Source organism: uncultured Pontibacter sp. (assembly GCF_947495565.1).
Taxonomy (GTDB): Bacteria; Bacteroidota; Bacteroidia; order Cytophagales; family Hymenobacteraceae; genus Pontibacter.
The window spans coordinates 143859-165956 of sequence record NZ_CANLZM010000013.1 but is presented as its reverse complement, the minus strand read 5'-3'; the positions used below and the strand labels follow the sequence as shown (position 1 = coordinate 165956).

General features: G+C 48.3%; 16 protein-coding genes. 12 read left to right on the top strand and 4 right to left on the bottom strand.

Annotation, left to right across the window (positions count from 1 at the left end):
• Positions 1-63 precede the first annotated feature (63 nt).
• From Q1B04_RS16295 to Q1B04_RS16275, 5 genes are all read left to right on the top strand, one after another.
• A complete protein-coding gene (locus Q1B04_RS16295) occupies positions 64-672 on the top strand; it encodes a TetR/AcrR family transcriptional regulator (RefSeq protein WP_299760718.1) in 609 nt (202 codons plus the stop codon).
• Positions 673-821: 149 nt separating this feature from the next.
• On the top strand, positions 822-2153 hold the full coding sequence (locus Q1B04_RS16290; protein ID WP_299760716.1) for a TolC family protein: 1332 nt from the start codon (positions 822-824) through the stop codon (positions 2151-2153).
• 21 nt (positions 2154-2174) lie between these two features.
• On the top strand, positions 2175-3317 hold the full coding sequence (locus Q1B04_RS16285; RefSeq protein ID WP_299760714.1) for an efflux RND transporter periplasmic adaptor subunit: 1143 nt from the start codon (positions 2175-2177) through the stop codon (positions 3315-3317).
• Positions 3318-3354: 37 nt separating this feature from the next.
• Positions 3355-6561 carry a multidrug efflux RND transporter permease subunit gene (locus Q1B04_RS16280; protein WP_299760732.1) on the top strand — a complete coding sequence of 1069 codons (3207 nt, stop codon included), beginning with the start codon at positions 3355-3357 and terminating at the stop codon, positions 6559-6561.
• 145 nt (positions 6562-6706) lie between these two features.
• Positions 6707-7351 (top strand): hypothetical protein, encoded by a 645-nt coding sequence (locus tag Q1B04_RS16275; protein ID WP_299760712.1) that lies wholly within the window; start codon positions 6707-6709, stop codon positions 7349-7351.
• A 64-nt stretch (positions 7352-7415) separates the two neighbouring features.
• On the opposite strand, the gene Q1B04_RS16270 is transcribed toward Q1B04_RS16275, so the two are convergent.
• Positions 7416-8291, bottom strand: a complete 876-nt coding sequence (locus tag Q1B04_RS16270; protein ID WP_299760710.1) for an SDR family oxidoreductase — start codon at positions 8289-8291, stop codon at positions 7416-7418.
• Between the two features lie 111 nt (positions 8292-8402).
• Between Q1B04_RS16270 and Q1B04_RS16265 the strand changes: the two genes are divergently transcribed.
• The gene (locus Q1B04_RS16265; RefSeq protein ID WP_299760708.1) at positions 8403-8807 is read left to right on the top strand and encodes a nuclease A inhibitor family protein; all 405 of its coding nucleotides are present in this window, start codon (positions 8403-8405) and stop codon (positions 8805-8807) included.
• Between the two features lie 59 nt (positions 8808-8866).
• Here the strand turns inward: Q1B04_RS16265 and Q1B04_RS16260 are convergent, their stop codons facing one another.
• Together Q1B04_RS16260 and Q1B04_RS16255 are read right to left on the bottom strand one after the other, a co-directional pair.
• Entirely contained in the window at positions 8867-9751 is an 885-nt protein-coding gene (locus Q1B04_RS16260) for a DNA/RNA non-specific endonuclease (protein ID WP_299760706.1), read from the bottom strand.
• A gap of 139 nt (positions 9752-9890) precedes the next feature.
• The gene (locus tag Q1B04_RS16255) at positions 9891-11345 is read right to left on the bottom strand and encodes an NAD(P)/FAD-dependent oxidoreductase (RefSeq protein ID WP_299760704.1); all 1455 of its coding nucleotides are present in this window, start codon (positions 11343-11345) and stop codon (positions 9891-9893) included.
• A gap of 94 nt (positions 11346-11439) precedes the next feature.
• On the opposite strand from Q1B04_RS16255, the gene Q1B04_RS16250 reads away from it, so the two are divergent.
• From Q1B04_RS16250 to Q1B04_RS20045, 4 genes are all read left to right on the top strand, one after another.
• Positions 11440-12267 (top strand): SDR family oxidoreductase, encoded by an 828-nt coding sequence (locus tag Q1B04_RS16250; RefSeq protein WP_299760702.1) that lies wholly within the window; start codon positions 11440-11442, stop codon positions 12265-12267.
• A gap of 88 nt (positions 12268-12355) precedes the next feature.
• Positions 12356-13579: an NAD(P)/FAD-dependent oxidoreductase gene (locus tag Q1B04_RS16245; RefSeq protein ID WP_299760700.1), complete on the top strand. Its 1224-nt coding sequence runs from the start codon at positions 12356-12358 to the stop codon at positions 13577-13579.
• Positions 13580-13659: 80 nt separating this feature from the next.
• Positions 13660-14109, top strand: coding sequence for a PA2169 family four-helix-bundle protein (locus Q1B04_RS16240; RefSeq protein ID WP_299760698.1), 450 nt, complete (start codon positions 13660-13662; stop codon positions 14107-14109).
• A gap of 98 nt (positions 14110-14207) precedes the next feature.
• Complete coding sequence (locus tag Q1B04_RS20045) at positions 14208-14990, top strand: DUF6544 family protein (protein WP_366524714.1); 783 nt, start codon at positions 14208-14210, stop codon at positions 14988-14990.
• Between the two features lie 281 nt (positions 14991-15271).
• Here Q1B04_RS20045 and Q1B04_RS16230 read toward each other — a convergent pair whose 3' ends face one another.
• Positions 15272-17131 carry a DEAD/DEAH box helicase gene (locus Q1B04_RS16230; protein ID WP_299760694.1) on the bottom strand — a complete coding sequence of 620 codons (1860 nt, stop codon included), beginning with the start codon at positions 17129-17131 and terminating at the stop codon, positions 15272-15274.
• Positions 17132-17788: 657 nt separating this feature from the next.
• On the opposite strand from Q1B04_RS16230, the gene Q1B04_RS16225 reads away from it, so the two are divergent.
• Both Q1B04_RS16225 and Q1B04_RS16220 read left to right on the top strand, forming a co-directional pair.
• Complete coding sequence (locus Q1B04_RS16225) at positions 17789-18325, top strand: hypothetical protein (protein ID WP_299760692.1); 537 nt, start codon at positions 17789-17791, stop codon at positions 18323-18325.
• Positions 18326-18495: 170 nt separating this feature from the next.
• Entirely contained in the window at positions 18496-21894 is a 3399-nt protein-coding gene (locus Q1B04_RS16220) for a UvrD-helicase domain-containing protein (RefSeq protein WP_299760690.1), read from the top strand.
• Positions 21895-22098: the final 204 nt, after the last annotated feature.

Here is a 22098-nt window from a genome sequence, read left to right as displayed (position 1 = left end):
TTCTGCCGGAAATGCCATATTTGGTTTGATAACGAGAAATCGAGCCATATCTTTGCAAACCGAATGAACGTTCAATTAAGCAAATTTAGGATGCCGATAGCGGATAAGAAAAAAGCGATTTTTGAGAGTACACTGGAGCTGGTGAAAGAAAACGGATTCCATGGCACGCCCATGAGTCTGGTGGCTAAAAAAGCCGGAGTGGCTGCAGGCACCATCTACCATTACTTCGAAAGCAAAGAGGTGCTGATCCTGGAGCTGTATCATTACATACAGCAGCAGTCCATTGAGGTGCTAAAGCGCGAGGACAGAGCGGATATCCCTTTTCAAAAATGCTTCTTTAACCTGTGGCACGGCCTTTATACTTACTATAGCAAGAACACAGGCATATTCCGCTTCTTTGAACAATTCGTAAACTCCCCTTACAATACCGGACAGTCAGAGTTTGTGAAGGATGATTTTCACCGGCTGCTATTCCAGTTTTTTGAGCGAGGCATACAAGAAGGGCATCTAAGGCCAATAAGCTCTAAAATTTTGGGTACGCTGGCACACAGCAACATTATATCTACGGTAAAAATACAGGTATTGGGAGGACTAAAATTACAGAACGGTGAGCTAGAGCAGATTCCGCTCATACTTTGGGACGGCATGCAAAACCGAAATGATAAGTCGTAAGTTTTAACCTCAAGTAGAATCATACTAGAAGAAAACCATCACACACCAACTTAAAACTATGAACAGATGATACTCCAAAATTTAATCATCTCACCGCTTCAGGAGATGAACACTATCCTATCACTTCTTAAAGATCAACAACAGTTTACATGAAATTTCTAAAACGATTAAAGGCGCTCTTGCTTGGATGCCTGCTGTCGCCTACCCTGCTGCTAGCCCAGAACGGCGCGGCACCGGCTAAAGAAAACCTGACGCTGGAGCAGTGTGTGGCGTTTGCGCTTAAAAACCGTGCCGCTGTGGAGCAGTCTCTTTTGGATGAAGCCATCGGAGAGCGAGAGATCAATGCTAATTTATCAGGATGGCTCCCGCAGGTTGCAGCCCGATACGGCGGCACGCACAATATAAAACTGCAACAACAGCCTTTCGGGGATCAGATCGTGACTTTAGGGCAAAAGTATACTTCTAATGTAATGTTAGAGGCAACGCAGACCTTGTACAGCAGCGAACTGCTCTTAGCCTCTAAGGCAGCAAAATTCAGCAGGCGGCAACTAGACCAGCAAACCCTGAACACTAAAATAAATACGGTGGTAGAGGTAAGCAAAGCTTTCTATGATGTGCTGCTCACGCAAGAGCAGCTTCGTATTTTAGAGGTAAACCTACAGCGGCAGCAGAAACAGTACAACGATGCTAAAAGCAGGTATGATGTTGGCCTAGTAGACAAAACGGATTACCAGCGCGCTTCCATAACGTTAGCAAACATCAGAAGTAGTATCAAACGTGCGCAGGAAGGCACCAAAGCCAAAGTAGCGTACCTGAAGCAGCTGATGGGTTTCCCAATCGAAACCGAGGTGCAGCTGGAGTATGATTATACTAGAATGGAGCAGGCGGTTTTGGTCGATACCACTAGAATAATCGAATTTGCGAACCGTGTTGAGCTGCAACAACTGCAGACGCAGCGTGAGCTGTTACGCTTAAATACTGCCTACAACAAATGGAGCTTCCTGCCCACCGTCTCAGCATTTGGTAATTACAACTGGCTATACTTTAACAATGAGCTATCGGACCTGTATAACCAGTCTTATCCGACTTCAGCAGTTGGCCTTCAGGTGTCTGTGCCAATATTCCAGGGAACCCGCAGAGTACAGAACCTGCGGATCGCGCAGCTGCAGGAACAGCGCTTGGATATCGAAATGGAGAATACCCGTAAGGCCATCAACACCGAATACCAGTCGGCGCTAGCCAACTATAAAAGCGACTATACGGAGTGGCGTACCCTACAGAATAACCTGCAGCTAGCCCAGGAAGTGTACGATATCATTAAGCTGCAGTACGACGAGGGCGTAAAAGCCTACGTGGACCTGGTGGTAGCCGAAAGCGAATTGCGCGCCACGCAGCTTAATTATTACAACGCCCTTTACAACCTGCTGGCAAGCAAACTGGATTACCAGCGCGCTTTAGGCACCATAGACATCAATCGTTAAATCACTACATCTTTCCATAGAATGAAGAATAAATACGCCTGGCTTATCACAGCCATTATCGGACCGGCTTCACTTGTTTCCTGCGGTGGCAACGAGAAAGGGCAGCAGCAAATGAACCCAGCCGCCCGGGCTATTCCGGTAAACACCTACCATGTACAGGAGCAAAACGTAATGGGCACAGACAGCTACCCGGCATCCGTGGTGGCGCTGCAAGAGGTGGAGTTGCGCCCGCAAGTGGCTGGCTACATCACTAACATCTATGTGCAGGACGGCCAGCAGGTAAAAAAAGGCCAGAAATTATATGAGATAGACCAAAGCAAGTACCAGGCAGGGCTGCAACAGGCACGTGCTAACCTGCAAAGCGCCAAGGCAAACCTAGCCAGGGTACAGAAAGACTTGGAGCGGTATGAAAGACTGGCCGAGCGCGATGCCATTGCAAGGCAACAGGTGGATTATGCCCGCACCGAAGTACAAACTGCACAGGCGCAGGTAGCATCGGCAGAGGCACAGGTACAAAGCGCCTCAACAGATGTTGGCTACTCTACCATAACGGCACCTTTCAGCGGCACCATCGGCATTTCACAGGTTCGGGTTGGGGCGCAGGTTTCTCCGGGGCAGCCGCTGCTAAACACTATCTCCTCTACCGATCCTATTGCCGTGGACTTTGTAGTTAACGAGCAGGAAATTAGCCGCTTCAGCAAAATGCAGCAGGGCAACCAGCCGGACTCACTCTTCACGATCAGCTTAAACGGTGGAGATCCATACCCGCACACCGGCAAATTACTGGCTATAGACAGAGCCATCGGGCGCCAGTCCGGTACTACAACCGTCAGGGTGCAGTTCCCGAACTCTGGTGGCGTGCTAATCTCAGGTATGACAGTGACCATGAACGTGCTGAACCAGGACATCGGCAGCCAGCTGGTTATTCCCTATAAAGCAGTGTCGGAGCAGCTTGGGGAGTTCTTTGTCTATGTGGTGCAGGGAGATTCCGCTGTGCAGCAAAACGTGGAGCTAGGCACCAGGTTCAACGGCAATATTGTGATCCGGGAAGGCCTTAAGGAAAATCAGCAGATTGTAGTTGACGGAATTCAGAAGCTGCGCCAGGGATCTAAAGTACAGGTCGGTGAGCCACAAGAAACGCCGCAGCAGCCAACTGGCAGGTAATTCAGAAACATACTATCAGCAGAAATTAAGACGAAGAATGATATCAGATGTATTTATAAGAAGGCCCGTCACCTCCATTGTGATCTCCATTGTGATCGTGCTGGTGGGACTGCTGGCCATGATGAATTTGCCGGTAACGCAATACCCGGACATCTCCCCTCCTACAGTTTCTGTATCGGCTATCTATACTGGAGCTGATGCACAAACGGTGGAGCAGACGGTTGCCACGCCCGTGGAAACGCAGATTAACGGTACACCGGGCATGGCGTACATTACCTCTACCAATACAAGTACCGGCCAAATGAACATGTCGGTTACGTTTGAGGTAGGCACCGACATTGATATTGCCACGCTGGATGTGCAGAACCGGGCCAGTATTGCGGAGCCAAGCCTGCCGGAGGAAGTGCGCCGACTGGGTGTGACCGTGCGAAAGCGTAACCCAAGTATTATGATGGTGGTGGGCATTTTCTCACCCAACGGCACCCATGATGTGCAGTACCTGGACAACTATACTAACATTTACGTGCGCGACGCATTGCTTCGTGTGCCGGGTGTTGGGGATATAAATGCGCTGGGGCAGGATTTTAGTATGCGTGTGTGGCTGAAGCCGGATAAACTGGCGCAGTACGGCATCAGCACCAACGAGATTACGGGAGCCATACAAGAGCAGAACCTGCAAGTGGCAGCGGGTACAGTAGGCGCAAAGCCACAGTACGACTCTCAGGCTTTCCAGTATCCTATTACGGTAAGAGGCCGCCTGCAGACGCAGGAAGAGTTCGGCAATATTGTGGTGCGAACAAATCCTGCTGATGGCAGCCTGGTATACTTGAGAGATGTGGCTCGCTTAGAGTTTGGTCGCTTTGATTATGGACGTGCCGCTACTATCAACGGCAATCCTTCCGCCATTCTGCTCATGTACCAGGCACCAGGAAGTAACGCCCTGGAAACAGCTGAGGGCGTTTACGCAGCGTTAGATGAGCTGAAGGCATCTTTCCCGGCTGATGTGGATTACGTAGTATCGTTTGAAACGGTGTCTGTGGTGCAGGTATCCATCAATGAGGTGGTAAATACGCTGGTAGAGGCGCTTATACTTGTAATCATCGTAGTGTTCCTGTTCTTGCAGAGCTGGCGTGCTACACTGGTGCCGATCCTGGCTATTCCGGTGTCTATTATTGGTACCTTCATCTTCTTTATTCCGCTTGGTTTCACCATTAATACGCTTACCCTTTTTGGGTTTGTGCTGGCTATCGGTATTGTGGTGGATGACGCCATTGTGGTAGTGGAGGCGGTGCAGCATTACATAGACCACGAGCGGCTTTCCGCCCGAGAGGCCACCCGCAAGGCAATGAAAGACATTACGGCTCCGGTTATAGCCATCGCTCTTATTTTGGCGGCTGTATTTATTCCGGTTGGCTTTATTCCTGGTATTGTAGGTCGATTGTACCAGCAGTTTGCCATCACCATCGCTATCTCAGTGCTTATATCAGCATTTGTGGCCTTAACGCTTACGCCTGCCCTTTGCTCGATTATGCTAAAGCCGATGAACGTGAACAAAGATTCAAGAGGCCTGAATAAGTTCTTCTATCTGTTCAACAATTGGTTTGCTAAAACTACTAACTCATACTCGCGTGGGGTTCGCAAAAGTATAAAGGCTACACCACTGGTGCTTGTGCTGCTTGCCTGCCTTTATGCAGGCACTGTAGGCTTGTTTGCCTCTAAACCAACGGGCTTTATACCAACTGAGGATGAGGGCCGACTTTTCATTTCGATAGAGTTGCCGGAAGGCTCCTCAGCCACCAGAACAGAGGCTTTGCTAGCTGAGATGGGCGACATTATGGCAGACATACCGGCAGTTAGGAACTACACAGCTATTGGAGGACTGAACGCGATCAACTTCTCTTTTAAGTCTAACAGTGGTACCATATTCCTGCAGCTGCAGCCATGGGACCAACGGAAAGACGAGTCAGAGCAGCTACAAGGTGTAATGGCTACCTTAAACCAACGTTTTGCCGCTATCAAAGAAGCAAATGTTATCGTAGTGGCACCGCCTGCCATACCAGGTTTAGGGCAATCTGGTGGCTTTAGCTTTATGCTGGAGCAAAAAGCGGGTGGCGGCGACCTGAAAGAGTTTGAAGCTACACTTGGGCAGTTCCTGATGGCTGCTAACCAGCGCCCGGAAATTGCCATGGCTTACAGCTTCTTTAACACCCGCACACCGGGATACCAGGTGGAAGTAGACCGAGAAAAAGCGAAGCAATTGGGCGTGTCTATTTCTGATGTGTACGCCACCATGTCGTCGCTAATGGGTAGCCGCTATATAAACGATTTTACCCGCTACGGCCGTAACTTCAGAGTAGTGGCACAGGCCGACACCGCTTACCGCATGGATATCGAGAGCCTGAACCAGTATTATGTCATGAACCGCCAAGGTGGGTCTGTGCCATTGAGTGCGCTGGTAACTTCGCGTGTGGTAGAGAACCCGGCTGTAATTACCCACTATAACCTATTCCGTTCTGCGGAAGTGATGGGAGGCGCCGCACCGGGCTACAGTAGCGGCCAGGCACTGCAGGCACTGCAGGAAGTGGCAGCGGAAGTATTACCAACCGGCTACGGTTACGACTTCTCCGGCCTTAGCCGCGAAGAGTTAGCAGCAGGAAGCAGCACGGTTTATATTTTCTCTTTGTCAGTTATACTTGTACTGCTCTTGCTGGCGGCACTGTATGAAAGCTGGTCTGTTCCGTTCTCTATACTTTTTGCCATTCCGCTGGGTATGTTCGGGGCGATTCTGGCTTTAACCGTGCTACCTAAGCTGGATAACAATGTGTACGCTCAAATTGGTATGATTACGCTGATTGGTTTGGCTGCTAAAAATGCTATTCTGATTGTGGAGTTTGCAAAAGAGCGGGTAGACCGCGGCATGGAGCTGATCGAAGCAACCATAGAGGCTGTTATACTTCGTCTGCGCCCGATCCTAATGACATCCATGGCCTTTATACTTGGCGTGGTTCCGCTGGCGCTTGCAACGGGTGCCGGAGCGGTATCGAGGCAAACAATAGGCTGGGTGGTAATTGGCGGTATGCTGGCTGCTACTTTCCTGGCGATATTTGTGGTGCCTGTGCTCTACGTTGTCATCACCAGAGTGGCTTATGGCAAAAAAGGATTGGCTGAGCTCAGAGCCCGTGGCAATGGCCGGCCCGACGAAGATGAAGGCGGAGACCCTGCATATGTCAATCCCCACGCTTAAATAACTTCAAAAACCTATTTAAACTTAAACAGCCCCGCCTCCCAAAGCCGGGGCTGTTTTATTTTAGGCGAGTATAAATTCTACTGTTGTAAATATTAATAAAATCATATAATTTTAAGCCCAACCATTTTATGATTACAAGCTTATGAAAAAATTCTTACTCACGATTGTGTCTACCATTACCCTATGCTCGGCACTTCAGGCACAAGATGTTATTACAAAACGCACCGGCGAGAAAGTGGAAGCGAAAGTACTAGAGGTTTCTAACTCAGAAATCAAGTATAAGCGCTTCAGCCACCAGGATGGCCCTACTTACATCTTGCCGAAGTCAGAGATTACGGTTATTACTTATGAGGATAAAACTTCCGAAGTGTTTGAGCTGGATAGCCAGCCGTCTCCGGAAGCCATGGCCTCTGCCAAAGTAGCCACACCTGACGCTCCGGCTGTTGTGGTAGAACCTGCATTGGCCACCAGCGGCCTGGATATGTATGCGAAAGGCCAAGTTGACGGAAAGCAATACTACGACGGCTACAAAGCGGCTGGTACGGGTACACTTATTGTCAGCCTCCTCTCTCCTATTGTTGGCCTTGTACCGGCTGCCATTTCCTCGGCTGTATCTCCCAAAGAAGAAAATTGGGATGCACCGGCAAGCCAACTGCTACAGGACGCTGACTACAAAAGCGGCTACAAAAAGTCGGCTCGCAAAAAGAAGGCCGGCAAAGTATGGACCAATTGGGGTATCGGCCTGGGGGTTAACCTTGTGCTAGGCCTCATTATAGCTGCCCAATAAGACCTACTTATACTTTAAAAAAGGCCTCGGCTTATTCAGCAGAGGCCTTTTTGTTGGGATGCACTTATTGCCCTTTGCCCCTCATCTGCTTCTCCATGGCATCCCACATTTCCTGCGGTATCTGATCGAACGAGTTAAACTCTCCGGCACCGTACAGCCACTCTCCCCCGTCAATAGTCACTACTTCGCCGTTCACAAAAGCAGCGTAATCGGAAACGAGATAAGCCGCCAGGTTGGCCAATTCCTGATGCTCTCCAAACCTGCCTACCGGTATGCGTTTAACAGGGTCCAGTTTTTCAGCCAGCTGTTTTGGGAAAAGGCGTGTCCAGGCGCCTTCTGTAGGAAAAGGCCCCGGAGCGATGGCGTTAGATCGAATTCCATACTTTGCCCACTCCGCAGCCAGCGAGCGTGTCATGGCTAGCACGCCTGCCTTGGCACAGGCAGAGGGCACTACGTAGCCAGAGCCAGTCCAGGCATAGGTGGTGACAATATTAAGTATGGCAGCCTCCTGCTTCTGCTCTATCCAATGCTTTCCGAGGGCAAGCGTACAGTTGTAACTGCCCTTCAGCACGATGTCCGTAATCACATCAAAGGCTTTGTGGCTCAGGCGTTCCGTGGGGCTCACAAAATTGCCTGCCGCGTTGTTTACCAGCACATCCACACTACCGAAACGGTCTAAAGCGGCTTGCAACATCGCTTCAATTTCGTTATACTTCCGCACATCGCAGGCAACCGGAAGCACGTTCCCGCCGGTTTGTTCTTCCAGCTCCCTGGCGGCTTGCTCCAGCACCTCCAGCTTACGGCTGCAGATAACGGCATTAGCGCCTAGCTCCAGAAAATATTTCACCATGGAGCGGCCTAAGCCTGTGCCTCCACCAGTTACTATAATCGTTTTGCCTTTCAGAGCGCCCTCTTTCAACATCGGTTCAGCTTTTAGCATAGTTTTTAAGTTAAATGTTTTTCAGAATGTATGGCTTTACCTAAAGATAATAAGTATAGTTGAGGTAAAGAGATAATTGTTGCCTTCTTTTGACCTTCAATTTTTGAAACTATGGAACCAGAGAAAATTAAACAGCAATTAATGGAGGCCAGTCAAGGGCTTCTGATGATGAGCGAAACCGATGCTCCTTTTGAGTTTTACTATCATGAAAAACCTAAAGAGGAAGAATTTACAGGAGAAATAATGGTGGAATGGGATGGCAAGCCCTCCGGCACGCGCGTTCAAGAATTGGCACTAGAGGATTTTCTAAACCGCATGATTAACCCACACGCGGAAGCTGATCAAGCCGCCAAAGAAGCTGCGCCTCGGTTTAAGCATTTACTTCAGAAGCTAAACGAGTTGCTCCAAAACCCAAAGGCTTATAAGATCAGCGACGTCAACATGCCTGTCTACCTGATCGGCAAAACACCTGCAGGAGACTATGCCGGCCTTAAAACGCTGGTGGTGGAGACCTAAAAAGAACGGCCACACTATAAAGGTAGTGTGGCCGTTCTATTCTTTGATGACTTATAAAGTTATTGAGTCGGGCCGTTGTCTACGCGTGCTTCTATAACGCTTTGCACCGAGCTGGAAACATTGGATAACAGGTTATAGCCCATTTTAGCCTCAATAGCATCTACGGTAGTGCGGTAGCTGCCCCAGCTGCTGCTCACAGAGTTAGAGTTTGGCGTGTCGATGGCGATAATGCGGGTGCTAGTTGTTACGCGTGCGGCATCGTTTGTGCCAACCGGGAGAACCACAATTACCTTCCAGATGCGGTTCGGTACGGTTACCTTTCCGTTTGCCAGTGTGGTTTTATACCCATTAGAGCCGTCTCCGCCCGTGCCGTAGCTGCCCATAACCACATAAAGCTCGTTGCCCTGGCTTACAAGTGTGCGGCAGTAGTTCTCCAGGTTTGCCCATGTTTTCTGGTTGTTGTTAGGAGCCTGCGGAATCATGTTTGACATCAGGAAAGTTGCCGAATTATCGGTGGTGCTGCCGGTGCGGTCTGCAGACGGGCAGTTATGGCCACGGTCAAAGCCACTGCTGGTGTAGTCCGTGGACTGTACTTTGTAAAAGCTGCTTGGCAAAGAATTATCGGCTCTGAAGTCGTCTTGCCTAGGAGCCGAGCCGAGCCAGGCGCTGCTAAGGTGCCAGCTAACCCAGTTTGGCGTGCCACGGTAGCTGTTGTACGACATGGCGTACTGCGTTTTACTTACCAAGTAATTGCTGTAGCTGGTGTTAGCACCGCTCGGGTTGCCCATAGCCAAGTTGCTATCGCGGGTGGCGGTGGCATCCTCCACCTTGTTAAGCTCGCCTAAATCTTTTGAGACATCAGGCGTAACAGATTCCTTAGAACAGGAGACAAGCATCCATCCTACCATAGACAGATAAGCGAGCTTTTGTAGTTTTTTTAGCATAAAACATTTAGTTATATAGATATACAAATATGACTATTTATAGCACAACTCCTGTTATGGCATCATTAATAAATTTCCGATTTGTAAGGACAAGGTTATACTTGTGATCTGTATGAAGAAGTATAAAATGCTAACTACATTACTGATGGTCCTGAATCAATTTATTTGCGGCTATAATGCCACTGAGGCACACTCCGGGTATTCCTTGGCCTGGGTAAACGGTGTCTCCGCAAATGTAGGCACCGCGGTGGTCTAGCCGGGCGTCTTTCATTTGCCAGGGCTTTATGTTGCGGTACTGCGGGTATCCGCCTACAGCACCGTACGCACGCTTAGTCCAGAAAATCCAGGCACCAGGCGTAGCCGAATCTACAGAGACGATGTTTTCATGTCTGATCAGGCCGTTTTGCACCAGCACATCGAGTATAGCCTCTTCTATAACAGCTTTTTGGTTGATTAACTGCTGCTGCGGATGCCGCACATGCGTACTTATACTTGCCACTATATGCCCTTCAGGCGATTTTAGCTTGTCCTCCGGATGGCTGAAGCTGATGAATATACTTTTACTGCCTATTTCCGGCAGCCCGCCCGGCACATGCACCTGATGGTGCAGCACCTGTTTTGCCTCTGCGGCGCGCAGCTCCAGCGACATGGTAAAAGCCCCGTTCAATTTATTGCTTGGCAGGATGTGCGGCTTCAGGCGCTGCTGTATTTTTCTGTCATCAAAAAGCTGAAGCGTGTTGTTTACAGGAAGGCCAGAAATAACATATTTGCTGTAAAACTCAGCTTTCTTAGTTTTGGTTTTATACCCGTCCGCTAATGTTTCCACCTGCATTACTTGCTGCCCATACTTTACATCCGATCCTTTGGACAGAATGTACTGCTCCACAGGCTTCACCAGGTTAATCAAGCCGCCGGGCACATAGTAATTGCCGTACAAAGTATAGCAGAGGGCAGTGGCGCCAAAAAGTTCGTTTACCTCTTGCACGTGGTTCTGCGCCGTTATCAGGAGCTGCTCGTTCAGGAAATCAACAAAGGGCTTGTGCTGCAGCAGGTCATACTTGCGCAGCACGTCTTCCATGGTTCTAAACGCCCCCGGCAGCAGCTTGACCTGACTGGGAGTAACCCGCGTTCCGGAAAGCAGCAGGTCTTTCAGGTTAGAAAACGGAAAACTTAGCTGCTGCAGCGAAATACGCCATACCTTCTGACTCACTTTGTAACAGTGCTCCCAAAACTCGCGCTGCTTATACTTGCCAAAAACACGTTCCGCCTCCTCCACCCACTGCGCCAGCGTGCCGTAGCGGGTGATTAATTGGCCGTTCGAAAGTATGACCTGCATCGGTGGCTCCAGCTTTTGCACAGGCACCTGTATGCCTGTCTTATCAAGTAAGTAACGTAGCGGCATGTGCTCATCCAGACCAACCAAAGTGGTAGCGCCAGTCTCAAACCAGTGGCCTTTGCGTTTGTAGGAGGTGGCGCAGCCTCCAGGGTATTTTGCCTGCTCCAGCACGCATATATGCATCCCCCGCTCTGCCAGCAAAGCTGCGGCAGTAAGGCTACCAAAACCAGACCCGATAATTACCACATCATACTTCATTTATGCTTACTTTGTGATACATAAAATTTAAGTGTTGCCATTCTAAACCGAGTGGTGCCCGTAATGTTGTAAAACGATACTATCAAGATAAACTATGGAGGATACGCAAACGATCAGCATCATGGGCTGTGGCTGGCTAGGCATGCCTTTAGCTGAGCGGCTGGTGAGGCACGGTTACACGGTAAAAGGCTCGACCACTACACCCGAGAAAGTAGAGGAAATCCTAATGAAGGATATTCAGCCGTACCTGCTCGACCTGGCCAGCGAGCAAATGGACAAAGCGGCGCTGCAAGACTTTCTGGACACGGATGTATTGGTGCTGAACATTCCTCCGCACCTGCGCTCAGATGGCGGGGAGGCTTACATGCACCAGATGCACCTACTTTTAAAATCGCTTATTCAGTCACCTGTCAGTCGTATACTTTTTGTCTCCTCCACTTCTGTCTATCAGGACTTAAACCGTACTGTAACCGAAGAAGATATCAGCTTTACCGAAGAGATGGAGCCGAACAACATGCTGCTGCAGGCGGAAAAACTGTTTCAGGACCGTGAGGATTGGATGACAACGGTTGTACGGTTTTCAGGGCTGGTTGGCGGCAACAGACAGCCTGGCCGCTTTTTAGCCGGAAAGAAAAATGTACTTAATGGCGATGCCCCTGTTAACCTGATTCACTTGGAAGACTGCCTGAACATACTTTACAGCATCCTGGAACAGCAGAAATGGGGAAAAGTATATAATGCCTGCGCCGACATGCATCCGTTGCGCCGCGAGTTTTATACTTCCTCCGCCCAGGCCTTGGGCCTTACTCCGCCCGAATTTTCTGATATGGAGAAGACACAGTTTAAGCTCATCAACAGCCAAAAATTGAAGGACGACCTGTCCTATACCTTTATCTACCCTGACCCTATGGCATTCTTTTAGTAATTTTGTGTTCGATGCAATTTCAGTGGAAAGTCCAAAGTATATAAGGACTCAGAAAGCATCAACCGAACTATAAAATAAAAACAGCATGCAGGTAGTTGTAATTGGTGGCGGAGCCGCAGGATTTTTCGGAGCGATAACTTGTGCTGAGGCGAACCCAGAGGCAGATGTGCTGCTGCTGGAGAAAACAGGAAAGCTGCTTTCTAAAGTTGGTGTTTCGGGCGGAGGGCGCTGCAACGTTACCCATCACTGCTTTACACCGAGTCTCCTGTCGCAGTTTTACCCGCGCGGAGGCAAGCAGCTAAAAGAGGCTTTTAAAGTTTTTGGTGCACGCGAGACGGTGACATGGTTCGAAAAGCATGGCGTAAAGCTAAAGGCAGAAGCAGACGGCAGAATGTTTCCGGTCACCGACAATTCTCAAACCATTATAGACTGCCTGTTGCAGCAAGCGCGAAAGTTTGGTGTACAGATTAAAACCGGTGCTGCAGTGGAAAGTATAAAATCTGCTAAAGAGGCGGAGCAGCCATACTTTATACTGAAGCTGAGCAACGGCGAAAGTATAAAAGCTAACAGTGTACTGGTAAGCACTGGGGGTAATTCGAAAAGCCATAGCTATGAGTGGCTTCGGCAGTTGGGCCATACTATCCAGGAGCCAGTTCCGTCATTGTTTACCTTTAATGTGCCTTCTTCGCCTTTAAAAGAACTGCAAGGGGTGGCGGTGTCGCACGCGCGGGTGCGTATTGCCGGGCAAAAGCTGGAGTACGAAGGCCCTTTGCTGATTACCCATTGGGGATATTCAGGTCCTGCGGTTTTAAAATTATCTGCCTGGGGCGCCCGCCACTTTTACGACCAGAAGTATGCATTTACAGCCCTGATACAATGGCTGCCGGAACAGACAGAAGAAAGCCTGCGGGAGCAGCTGCAACAGTACCGCCAGGCGCACCCTAAGAAAACGGTAGCTACAAACCCGCTTTTCGGTTTGCCGCAACGCCTCTGGCAAGGCCTGACAAGTATAGCCGAAGTGCCGGATCAGGTGAAATGGGCAGAATTGCCAGCAAAAAATACAAATAAACTGGTAGAAGCGCTGTTACGCATGCCGGTGTCGGTTAACGGCAAAACTACTTTTAAAGAAGAGTTTGTAACATGCGGCGGTGTAGATCTCAGCCAGGTAAACATGAAAACGATGGAGAGCCGACTGCAGCCGGGTTTATACTTTGCAGGCGAAGTATTGGATATCGACGGTATTACGGGCGGTTTTAATTTCCAGGCCGCCTGGACAACAGGTTATCTGGCAGGTAAAGCAATGGTTTAGATTGGCTGTTTTAGCTAAACCGGCAACAAAACTTCATCCATATCAGTAAAAATGCATATTAGATCAAAACTGATAAAACTATGGAAATTAATAAAGAAGTACAGTCTACTGTGCACCATCTGATTGAGCGTTGTAAAGATGGCGCCAAAGGTTATAAAACAGCCTCAGAAGATGTTGAAGATAAAGACCTTAAGGATCTGTTCCGTAAGTATGCGGTGCAGCGCGATAGTATGATTACGGAGCTGCAGGACCACCTGCACAAAATGGGACATACGGATGATGAGTCCAGCTCTATTGAAGGCACTATGCACCGCGCCTGGATTGACCTTAAATCAGCGCTTACATCCAGAGACAGAGTGCGTGTACTCGAAGAGTGTGAGCGCGGCGAAGACTACGCTGTGAAGGCCTATAAGGAAGCACTTGAAAAGAACCTCCCTTCCGAGCTGAAGCAGATTGTGGAGCAGCAGTACCAGGACGTAAAGCATGCACACGACCACATCCGCACTTTGCGCGATAACGCAAAAGGATAGATTACCCAGAAATCACCAAAAGGAGCTTTTACGAAGCTCCTTTTTTTATGCCCTTCTGTTACAGAAAAGCGTAATAAAAGTATAATACACTTCAGCCTATGTTCCTTAAGACGCTATTTCTAAATGAGCAACAGGATGCTTTATCATCTGGTAATAAATTCAATCAACAGGAATCTTTTTCACTGGATGAATTTAGGAATAAGCCTGCTGTACTTACTCAGTATATGGTAAACTGTGGATACATTGGCAAACTTAAATTCCATAACATTTATATTTTGTTCGAGCATGCGGGCATCAGATTAAAACCAAACAAACAGTGGCTTAGCCTTTCCTGCGAACAGTTTAATTCATTTTCTCCCCCTACCCGAATTGCCTTTATGCACACCGAGCTATATGGTTTTGTGCCTTTCGGAGCCAGAGATAAATACCAGCATGGTAAAGGTAATATGCTGATAAAGTTAGCCGGCTTAACAATAAATGAGGCAAAAGGAAGAGAAATAGACTTGTCAGCTCTTGTAACGTTTCTAGCCGAGGCGGTGCTGCTGCCTGCTGTCTTCACACAGTCTACTTTAAGTTTGCAGCAATCGGCACCCGATTGTATGACAGCAAGTATAAAAGACGCAGGAAAGACGGTAAGTGGTAAATTTTACTTCGATAAGTATTACCAAATATATCAGTTTAGAACCAACGATCGGTATTATGCTGCTACCAATAAAGAAGCTCAAAAGCTGCCATGGTCGGCCTACTATGACAGGTACAGAGAAATGGGCGGTTTAAGAATACCCACCGTATTACGAGCAGCCTGGCACTTAGCAGATGGAGTGGATTATGAATATTTCAGGGCCGGGATAAAAGAAATAAAGTATGATATTAAAGTTTAAGTGAATAATTACGTCTAAAAAACAACAGGGGTAACATCCGTCTGATGTTACCCCTGTCATATCTAACTGCGTAAACAGTTAGCTTAATCTTCCAACCTTTTTATGATACTCTATTAACGCAAGAGTAAACATTAGGTTATGCTATTGTGAAATATTTTTAATCAAAAAGGCCGACGTTTCAAGTCGGCCTTTTCTTCAAGCTCGGAAGTTTTAACACTTCTTGCGCTGATTACATTTATTTATACGTGCGATAAGACGTAATGTTACAGATTTTCAGAAGATTAGAATCTTTTCTTACGGAAACCTCCGCCGCCGCCGCTTCTTCTATCACCGCCACGGTCTCCACCACGGTCACGGTCACCGCCGCCGCGTCTGTCGCCGCCACGGAACCCGCCACGGTCACCGCCACGATCACGATCACCGCCACGGAAGCCTCCGCCATCACGGTCGCCACGGAAACCACCGCCGCCTCTACGGCCGCCACGGTCTCTGTCTCGGTCGCCGCCGCCGCCAAAACCGAAGTCCTCACCGCCTTCTTTCGGGCCTGAGCCTTTCTTCTGCGATTTCTCCACAACAACCATACGGCCATCATATTCCACGCGTCCAATGCTCTCTACAATCTCTGCAGTATACTCTGTAGGCACTTCTACAAAGCTAAACTTATCGTACAAGTCGATATCGCCTACACGACCTTCCGGAATGCTGGAATTCTGCGCTAACAGGTCAATCAGGTCGCGTGGGTGTACGCGGTCTTTCTTACCGATGGTGATGAACAAGCGATCCATACCTTCTTTAGCAGCGCTTAGGCCTTTTTCGGCTTCAGCGCCTTTTTCCTTAACTTTCTGCTCCTTCAGGTTCATTTTTAGAAGCGCCGCAGCCAGGTCGAGCGGAGTATATCCGTCTGTTTCGTTTACGAAACGCTCAATGCGTGCAACATGCTTTGCCAGGTGCCCTTTTTCAAGCACTTCCTTCACTTTATCAAAGAAAATATTAGTGCGTATCTCGTTCACATCTTCCAGCGACGGAACCTGCTGCAAAACAATCTTGGCTTTTGTGTAGCGCATGATATCCTTCAGCTTGTAACCGTCTGAACGGCCACCCACGAAAGAGAATGCCTTACCTGATTTACCGGCACGACCTGTACGGCCGATGCGGTGTACGTAAGACTCTTCGTCCTGCGGCAAATCGTAGTTAAATACGGCTTCCACATTGTCAACGTCCAGTCCACGGGCAGCAACGTCTGTCGCTACCAGTATTTCCAGCGTGCCATTACGGAATTTATTCATTACAGCTGAGCGCTGGTTCTGGTTAAGGTCTCCATGCAGGGCATCAGAGAAGTAACCGCGTGCCTGCAGGCCGGTCACCAGGTCATCCACCATACGCTTGGTGTTGCAGAAGATGATAACCGACTTCATGTTATACATATCCAACAGGCGGGAAAGAACTTCCTGCTTCGCGCTGTTACGTACTTCAAAGTAAGCCTGGTCGATGTTTGTTACCGTCAGTTCCTGGTGCACTACTTTAACCAGTACCGGATCAGTCTGGTAACGCTTCGTCATTTCCATGATCGGCTTAGACATGGTAGCCGAGAAGAAGATCGTCTGGCGATCTTCCGGGATACGCTCCAGCACATACTCAATGTCTTCACGGAAGCCCATATCCAGCATTTCGTCCGCTTCGTCAAGTATGATTTTTCTCACCCCGTCAAGCACAAGAGTGCCGCGGTTGATGTGGTCCATAACACGGCCTGGCGTACCGATCACGATCTGAACACCCTGCTTAAGGGCGCGCAGCTGGCGGTCATAGCTCTGGCCACCGTAAATAGGCACCACGCTGATGCCTTGCTTATACTTTGCCAGTTTCTGAATCTCACCGGATACCTGAATGGCCAACTCACGCGTAGGGCACAGGATAAGAGCCTGTACGCTTCGGTTGTTGGTGTCAATGGATTCGATGGTAGGGATGCCGAAAGCGGCGGTTTTGCCAGTGCCTGTCTGTGCCTGGCCGATGATGTCTTTTCCTGCTAAAACAACCGGGATTGCTTCTGTTTGGATGGGAGAGGCTTCTTCGAAACCCATGTCAGCGATAGCACGCTGTACTTCCGGCGAAAGCGGAAGCTCTTCAAATCTGATTTTGTTCATCTAACTTTTTGTAACTGATACATCTGGAGGCAGCCTGCTAATCAACCATTCTCTGCAATTAAGAGAGCGACAAATAAAAACAACTAAGTAGCCAACAGTGTAGTAACCAGTTATCTGTAATTCAGACTGTTCCAAATCAAATGCAAAGGTACGCACTTTAATCGAGAATTACTAACTGTGGTTATAAAATAGCAATTTTAAACCCTTTGCACCAATATAAAAATTTCCACACCCAAATTACAACCTTTTACTAAATTCAACATTCATAGTATGTATACTTAAATTTTTATTTTAACTTACCTGTTAATTACAATATTTTACAAGATTAAAGCAACTAATAAAATCTTGGCTCGTTGTAACAGTACATTCACTCATGAAATATACCTATTAACCATTGATAATATTTTATCGTGAATTAATTAAATTAAACAATCGTAGTATATCCCAATAGCAGTAAGTATTGTATCACACTAACTCGTTTTGCCCTTATGCTTTTACTATTAAATTGTACCTACTCTACACCTGTTAACAGGTTCAGCCAAATAATTTGAACATCAATCAGGAGATTATCAGCCACATAAATTACTGGTTAAAGGTAACTGCTTGTGGCGATTTTAAAGATATTTAAAACATCCCTAACCTCTTAACCTTAATTCTATGTTGCACTTCTCCAAAATCTCAACCAAAGGCAAGGATTTTAACATCATCGCATCAGGGGCGCTGGCCTTTAAAATCCACAACAAAATTCTGAAGGATGAGACCTTCCACAAAGGCGCAAAGGTCAGCCGGAACATGTTATTAGGCAGCGCGCCGGCAAAAGCACTCAACGCCGATCGCCGCAATGTGTTTTATGTGATCCTTTCGGATGTGGACAGAACCAACATTGAATCTTTATGCGAGCTGATTGCGCAGGAGCGTAAAAAAGGAAACTATGCAGTTTGCCAGGTAATCCCGCTATACTACAACGAGCCGTCCTTTAAAGCGCTGAAAACCCTTCGCCAAAATTTTGATGAGGTGATTGAGCTGAACAAGTTTAACCTGGGCACCAGCAAAGCCCTAATAAGTGCAGAGCAGCAACGATGCCTGATTACCGATTACTCTCTCTCCATGGCGCGCATCATGTACCATGTATGTGTAAAAGATTTTGCTCCTATTACTACCGAGGCCAGAGGCGAATTAGTTTACGCTGGCTAAACCAAGCTTACTACTAAGATATTTATAAGCCTCTGCCCTATCCGGGGAGAGGCTTATTTCTTTATACCCCTGCAAGTGTTGTAGTTACAAAGCAGTTGCTACTATATTTAGCCAAACACTTGATTGATGGCTGGGCAAAACTGTATCTTTAAAGTATAGACACTACCGCGATGCCATCAGTTTTTAAAATATACTCCTCCTCCGCCGGATCCGGCAAAACCTACAACCTAACAAAGGAATACCTGAAGCTGGCGCTGCACACCTCTGACCCGGACTATTACCGTGGCATACTTGCCATCACCTTCACCAACGATGCCGCCGCCGAGATGAAAGAACGTATTCTGGCAGCGCTACGCAATTTTAATGACTCAAACCTGCAGGAGAAGGAACAGCAGAAAAGCGAATACCTGCTCCAGCAGATCACAGATGAGCTGCAGATGGAGTACCCGGAGGAGCAGTTTAATATGGAGGAGGTTCGTGGGCGCGCGGCCATACTATTCAGGCAGATTCTATATAATTACTCCGACTTTAGCGTCAGCACCATCGATAGCTTTGTAAACAAAATTGTGCAGGCGTTTACGCGTGAGCTGAATATACCGCAGAATTTTGAAGTTGACCTGGACTCGAACACTCTCCTGAGCACAGCCGTGTCGCTGCTGCTGGACAAGGTAACTGATTCTAAAGACGATTTGCTGTCGCAGACGCTGGAGCAGTATGCGCTGGAGAAAGCGCGCGAAGGCAAAAGCTGGACCATGCTGCCCGACGACCTGATGGACTTTGCCCGCAACCTGCTGAACGAGCAGGTATACGAGTCTATAACAGACCTGCAGCAGCTGAGCCTGGAGGATTTTAAGGAAGTGCGCGAGCAGCTATACTTGGTGCAGCAGCAGGTGGCCGAAACCGTGAAGGAAGCGGCGCAGCAAGCCATGCAGGTGCTCGAGAACGCAGACGTCACCCCCACCGACCTCTACCAGGGAAACCGCGGCATCTGGTCATACTTCAACAAGTGGCTCACAACAGTGGACCTAAACTATGGCAACAGCAACGCTCAAAAAACCATAGAAGAAGACAAATGGTATGGCGGCAAAGCCAACACGTACGCCAAAGCCCAGATAGACAGCATTAAACAGCTTTTAACCGATTTATACTTCCACATCGAAAGTATAAAAGAGCAGTACGCCGACATGTTCACGCTGGTACAGCAGGTGGTGCCACACCTGTATAAAGTATCCTTGCTGAATGAGCTGGAGAAGTGCCTGCAGGAAATAAAGCTGGACAAGAATACCGTGCACATCTCAGAGTTTAACAAGCGGATCATTGATATTGTGCTGAAGGAGCCGGTGCCGTTTATTTATGAGCGACTGGGCGAAAAGTATAAGCACATTCTGATAGATGAGTTTCAGGACACATCGGTGCTGCAATGGAACAACCTGCTGCCGCTCGTAGACAATGCGCTGGCTTCGGGCCATTTTAGTATGGTGGTGGGCGATGCCAAGCAGGCGATTTACCGTTGGCGCGGCGGCGAGATGGAGCAGATCCTGCACCTTTATAAAAACAATACCAGGCAACTATACGAAAACCGCCGACACGGGCCGCTTATACGCGAAAGGTATGAATCCGTGGATCAGGCGCTGGAGCCGCAGAACCTGAGCGTAAACTACCGCAGCCGCTCCGAGATCATCGACTTCAACAATGAGCTGTTCACCTTCATAAGCCAGGGGCACCAGGAGTTCGGCATGTTCACGTCCATCTACGATAAAGATTTTGCGCAGCAGGTGCCCACGGGCAGCGACAAAAGCGGCGGCCATATACAAATTATGTTCACGCACGATGATGACCTTAATTTGAAGTATGACCTGAACAGCTGCAGCCGCACACACGAGTTGTATGATGGCTATACTTCGGAAAAAGCGCTGGCTTACGACGAGAGCACGTTGAATATGGTGCTCCAGCTAGTGCAGCAGGCCATGGCTGAGGGTTATATATTAAAAGACATGGCCATACTTTGCCGCACCAACATCAAGAGTAAGCTCATCGCAAATTTCCTGAAGGAGCGCAAGTATGACATCATCTCGCAGGATTCGCTCTCGCTGCAGTTCGCCGAGGTCATCAACCTGATCATCGCCATGTTCCGGGTGTTTAACCGGCCTAAAGATTCTCTGGCAAAGTCTGAGGCTTTGTACCTGGTTTGTAAAGTGTCTTTAGGCGTGGTGCCGGATGTGGAGATGACTAAAACCATTGCCGCTATTGCCAATGAAAAGGAAAACCAATCTTTTTTCGATCAGCTTCGTGTGTTCGGCTTTGATGTGCAGGAGCGCGAAACAGGCAACCTGTCCATCTATGAACTCACAGAAAAGATTATTCGCATTTTTGACCTGCTCGGCAGAAACAATGAGAGCGAATATCTTTTCCGGTTCCTGGACCTGGTGCTGGAGTACAGCCTGAAGCATAGCAACAACCTGAATAATTTTCTGGCTTATTGGGATGTGCAGAAAGAAAAACTGAGCATCAACACACCGAAAGACCGAAACGCCATTACCATCACCAGCATCCACAAATCCAAAGGCCTGGCTTACCCCATCGTCATCATTCCGTTTGCTGATTGGAGCACTGAACCGAAGCGTGGCTCGCTGATGTGGAGTCAACTGCCAGACGAGGTGAGCGTAACAGGCAAACTGCGGAGCGTGGCAGTTAACATAAGTTCTAAACTGGAGAACACTACACTGGCAAAACAATATAGCACGGAGGTAGAAAAAACTTTTATCGAGAACCTGAACATGCTGTATGTGGCCCTCACCCGCCCCATCGACAGGCTGTACCTGATAGGCAACGCAAAAGATTTGCTGGAGGAGCGGAAAGCGCCAAAGCTGGACGGACAGGCTAAAAACGTAAGTCACCTGCTGTACCGTTACCTGCTGCACAAGGAGATGTGGGCGTACGGCACCTTGTGCTACCAACTGGCGCAGGGCAAGCCGCAAAGTATGGCTCACCGAAAAGGAGATGAAAAATCATACTTGCTTGAACACCTGACTTCAACTGACTGGGAAAAACGCCTCAAAATAAAACAGCACGCCAACAACGTGTTCGACTTCGAAACGCAGACGGTGCAGCGTCAGCAAAACCGGAAACTGCATTACGCCTTGGCCCGCTTGGCATTTGCGCCTGAACTGGATAAAGTGCTGCGGCAGATGACCTATGAAGGCATCATCAGCGAACGCGAAAAGCCAGAGATAAAGCAGAAACTGACGCAGGTGCTCAGCAATCCTAAGCTAGGCCGCTACTTTACAAACCAGGTGGTGGTGGAGCACGAGAAGGAAGTGCTGGACGCAAGGGCCTACCTTTACAAGCCAGACCGTATCGTGTTTGATGCTGACGCGGTGGTGCTGATTGGATTTAAAACGCCGCCCCCAGAGCCTGAGCACAAGTATAAACTGGACCATTACGCCGTACGATTTCGCCAATTGGGCTATCAGAAGGTTAAATGCATACTGTATTATTTTGAAACGGAGAAAGTGGTAGAGTGGCATTACGGCAACAAAAAAACGGAGCAGCTGGGGCTGGAGCTGTAACTGCTGCCATTCCTGAAGATGTACCTAAATCAGTTGATGGCTGTTTTGAAACTCTTACCAGCAGACAATATTCTTACAATAAGTCGCTGTTTTATACTTTGAATTTCGGTCAGCGAACAAGTAAATACATTTAGTTAAAAAAGATTTAAACGAATTTATAGCAAATACACCATTACTTTAATTTGGGGAGCGGCAAAAGCATAT

Coding starts and splice junctions, on each gene's coding strand:
- Q1B04_RS16265 (WP_299760708.1), top strand. CDS start 8,403: ATGGAACCAGAGAAAATTAAACAGCAATTAATGGAGGCCAGTCAAGGG.
- Q1B04_RS16295 (WP_299760718.1), top strand. CDS start 64: ATGAACGTTCAATTAAGCAAATTTAGGATGCCGATAGCGGATAAGAAA.
- Q1B04_RS16225 (WP_299760692.1), top strand. CDS start 17,789: ATGTTGCACTTCTCCAAAATCTCAACCAAAGGCAAGGATTTTAACATC.
- Q1B04_RS16245 (WP_299760700.1), top strand. CDS start 12,356: ATGCAGGTAGTTGTAATTGGTGGCGGAGCCGCAGGATTTTTCGGAGCG.
- Q1B04_RS16220 (WP_299760690.1), top strand. CDS start 18,496: ATGCCATCAGTTTTTAAAATATACTCCTCCTCCGCCGGATCCGGCAAA.
- Q1B04_RS16250 (WP_299760702.1), top strand. CDS start 11,440: ATGGAGGATACGCAAACGATCAGCATCATGGGCTGTGGCTGGCTAGGC.
- Q1B04_RS16290 (WP_299760716.1), top strand. CDS start 822: ATGAAATTTCTAAAACGATTAAAGGCGCTCTTGCTTGGATGCCTGCTG.
- Q1B04_RS20045 (WP_366524714.1), top strand. CDS start 14,208: ATGTTCCTTAAGACGCTATTTCTAAATGAGCAACAGGATGCTTTATCA.
- Q1B04_RS16285 (WP_299760714.1), top strand. CDS start 2,175: ATGAAGAATAAATACGCCTGGCTTATCACAGCCATTATCGGACCGGCT.
- Q1B04_RS16280 (WP_299760732.1), top strand. CDS start 3,355: ATGATATCAGATGTATTTATAAGAAGGCCCGTCACCTCCATTGTGATC.
- Q1B04_RS16275 (WP_299760712.1), top strand. CDS start 6,707: ATGAAAAAATTCTTACTCACGATTGTGTCTACCATTACCCTATGCTCG.
- Q1B04_RS16240 (WP_299760698.1), top strand. CDS start 13,660: ATGGAAATTAATAAAGAAGTACAGTCTACTGTGCACCATCTGATTGAG.
- Q1B04_RS16230 (WP_299760694.1), bottom strand. CDS start 17,131: ATGAACAAAATCAGATTTGAAGAGCTTCCGCTTTCGCCGGAAGTACAG.
- Q1B04_RS16260 (WP_299760706.1), bottom strand. CDS start 9,751: ATGCTAAAAAAACTACAAAAGCTCGCTTATCTGTCTATGGTAGGATGG.
- Q1B04_RS16255 (WP_299760704.1), bottom strand. CDS start 11,345: ATGAAGTATGATGTGGTAATTATCGGGTCTGGTTTTGGTAGCCTTACT.
- Q1B04_RS16270 (WP_299760710.1), bottom strand. CDS start 8,291: ATGCTAAAAGCTGAACCGATGTTGAAAGAGGGCGCTCTGAAAGGCAAA.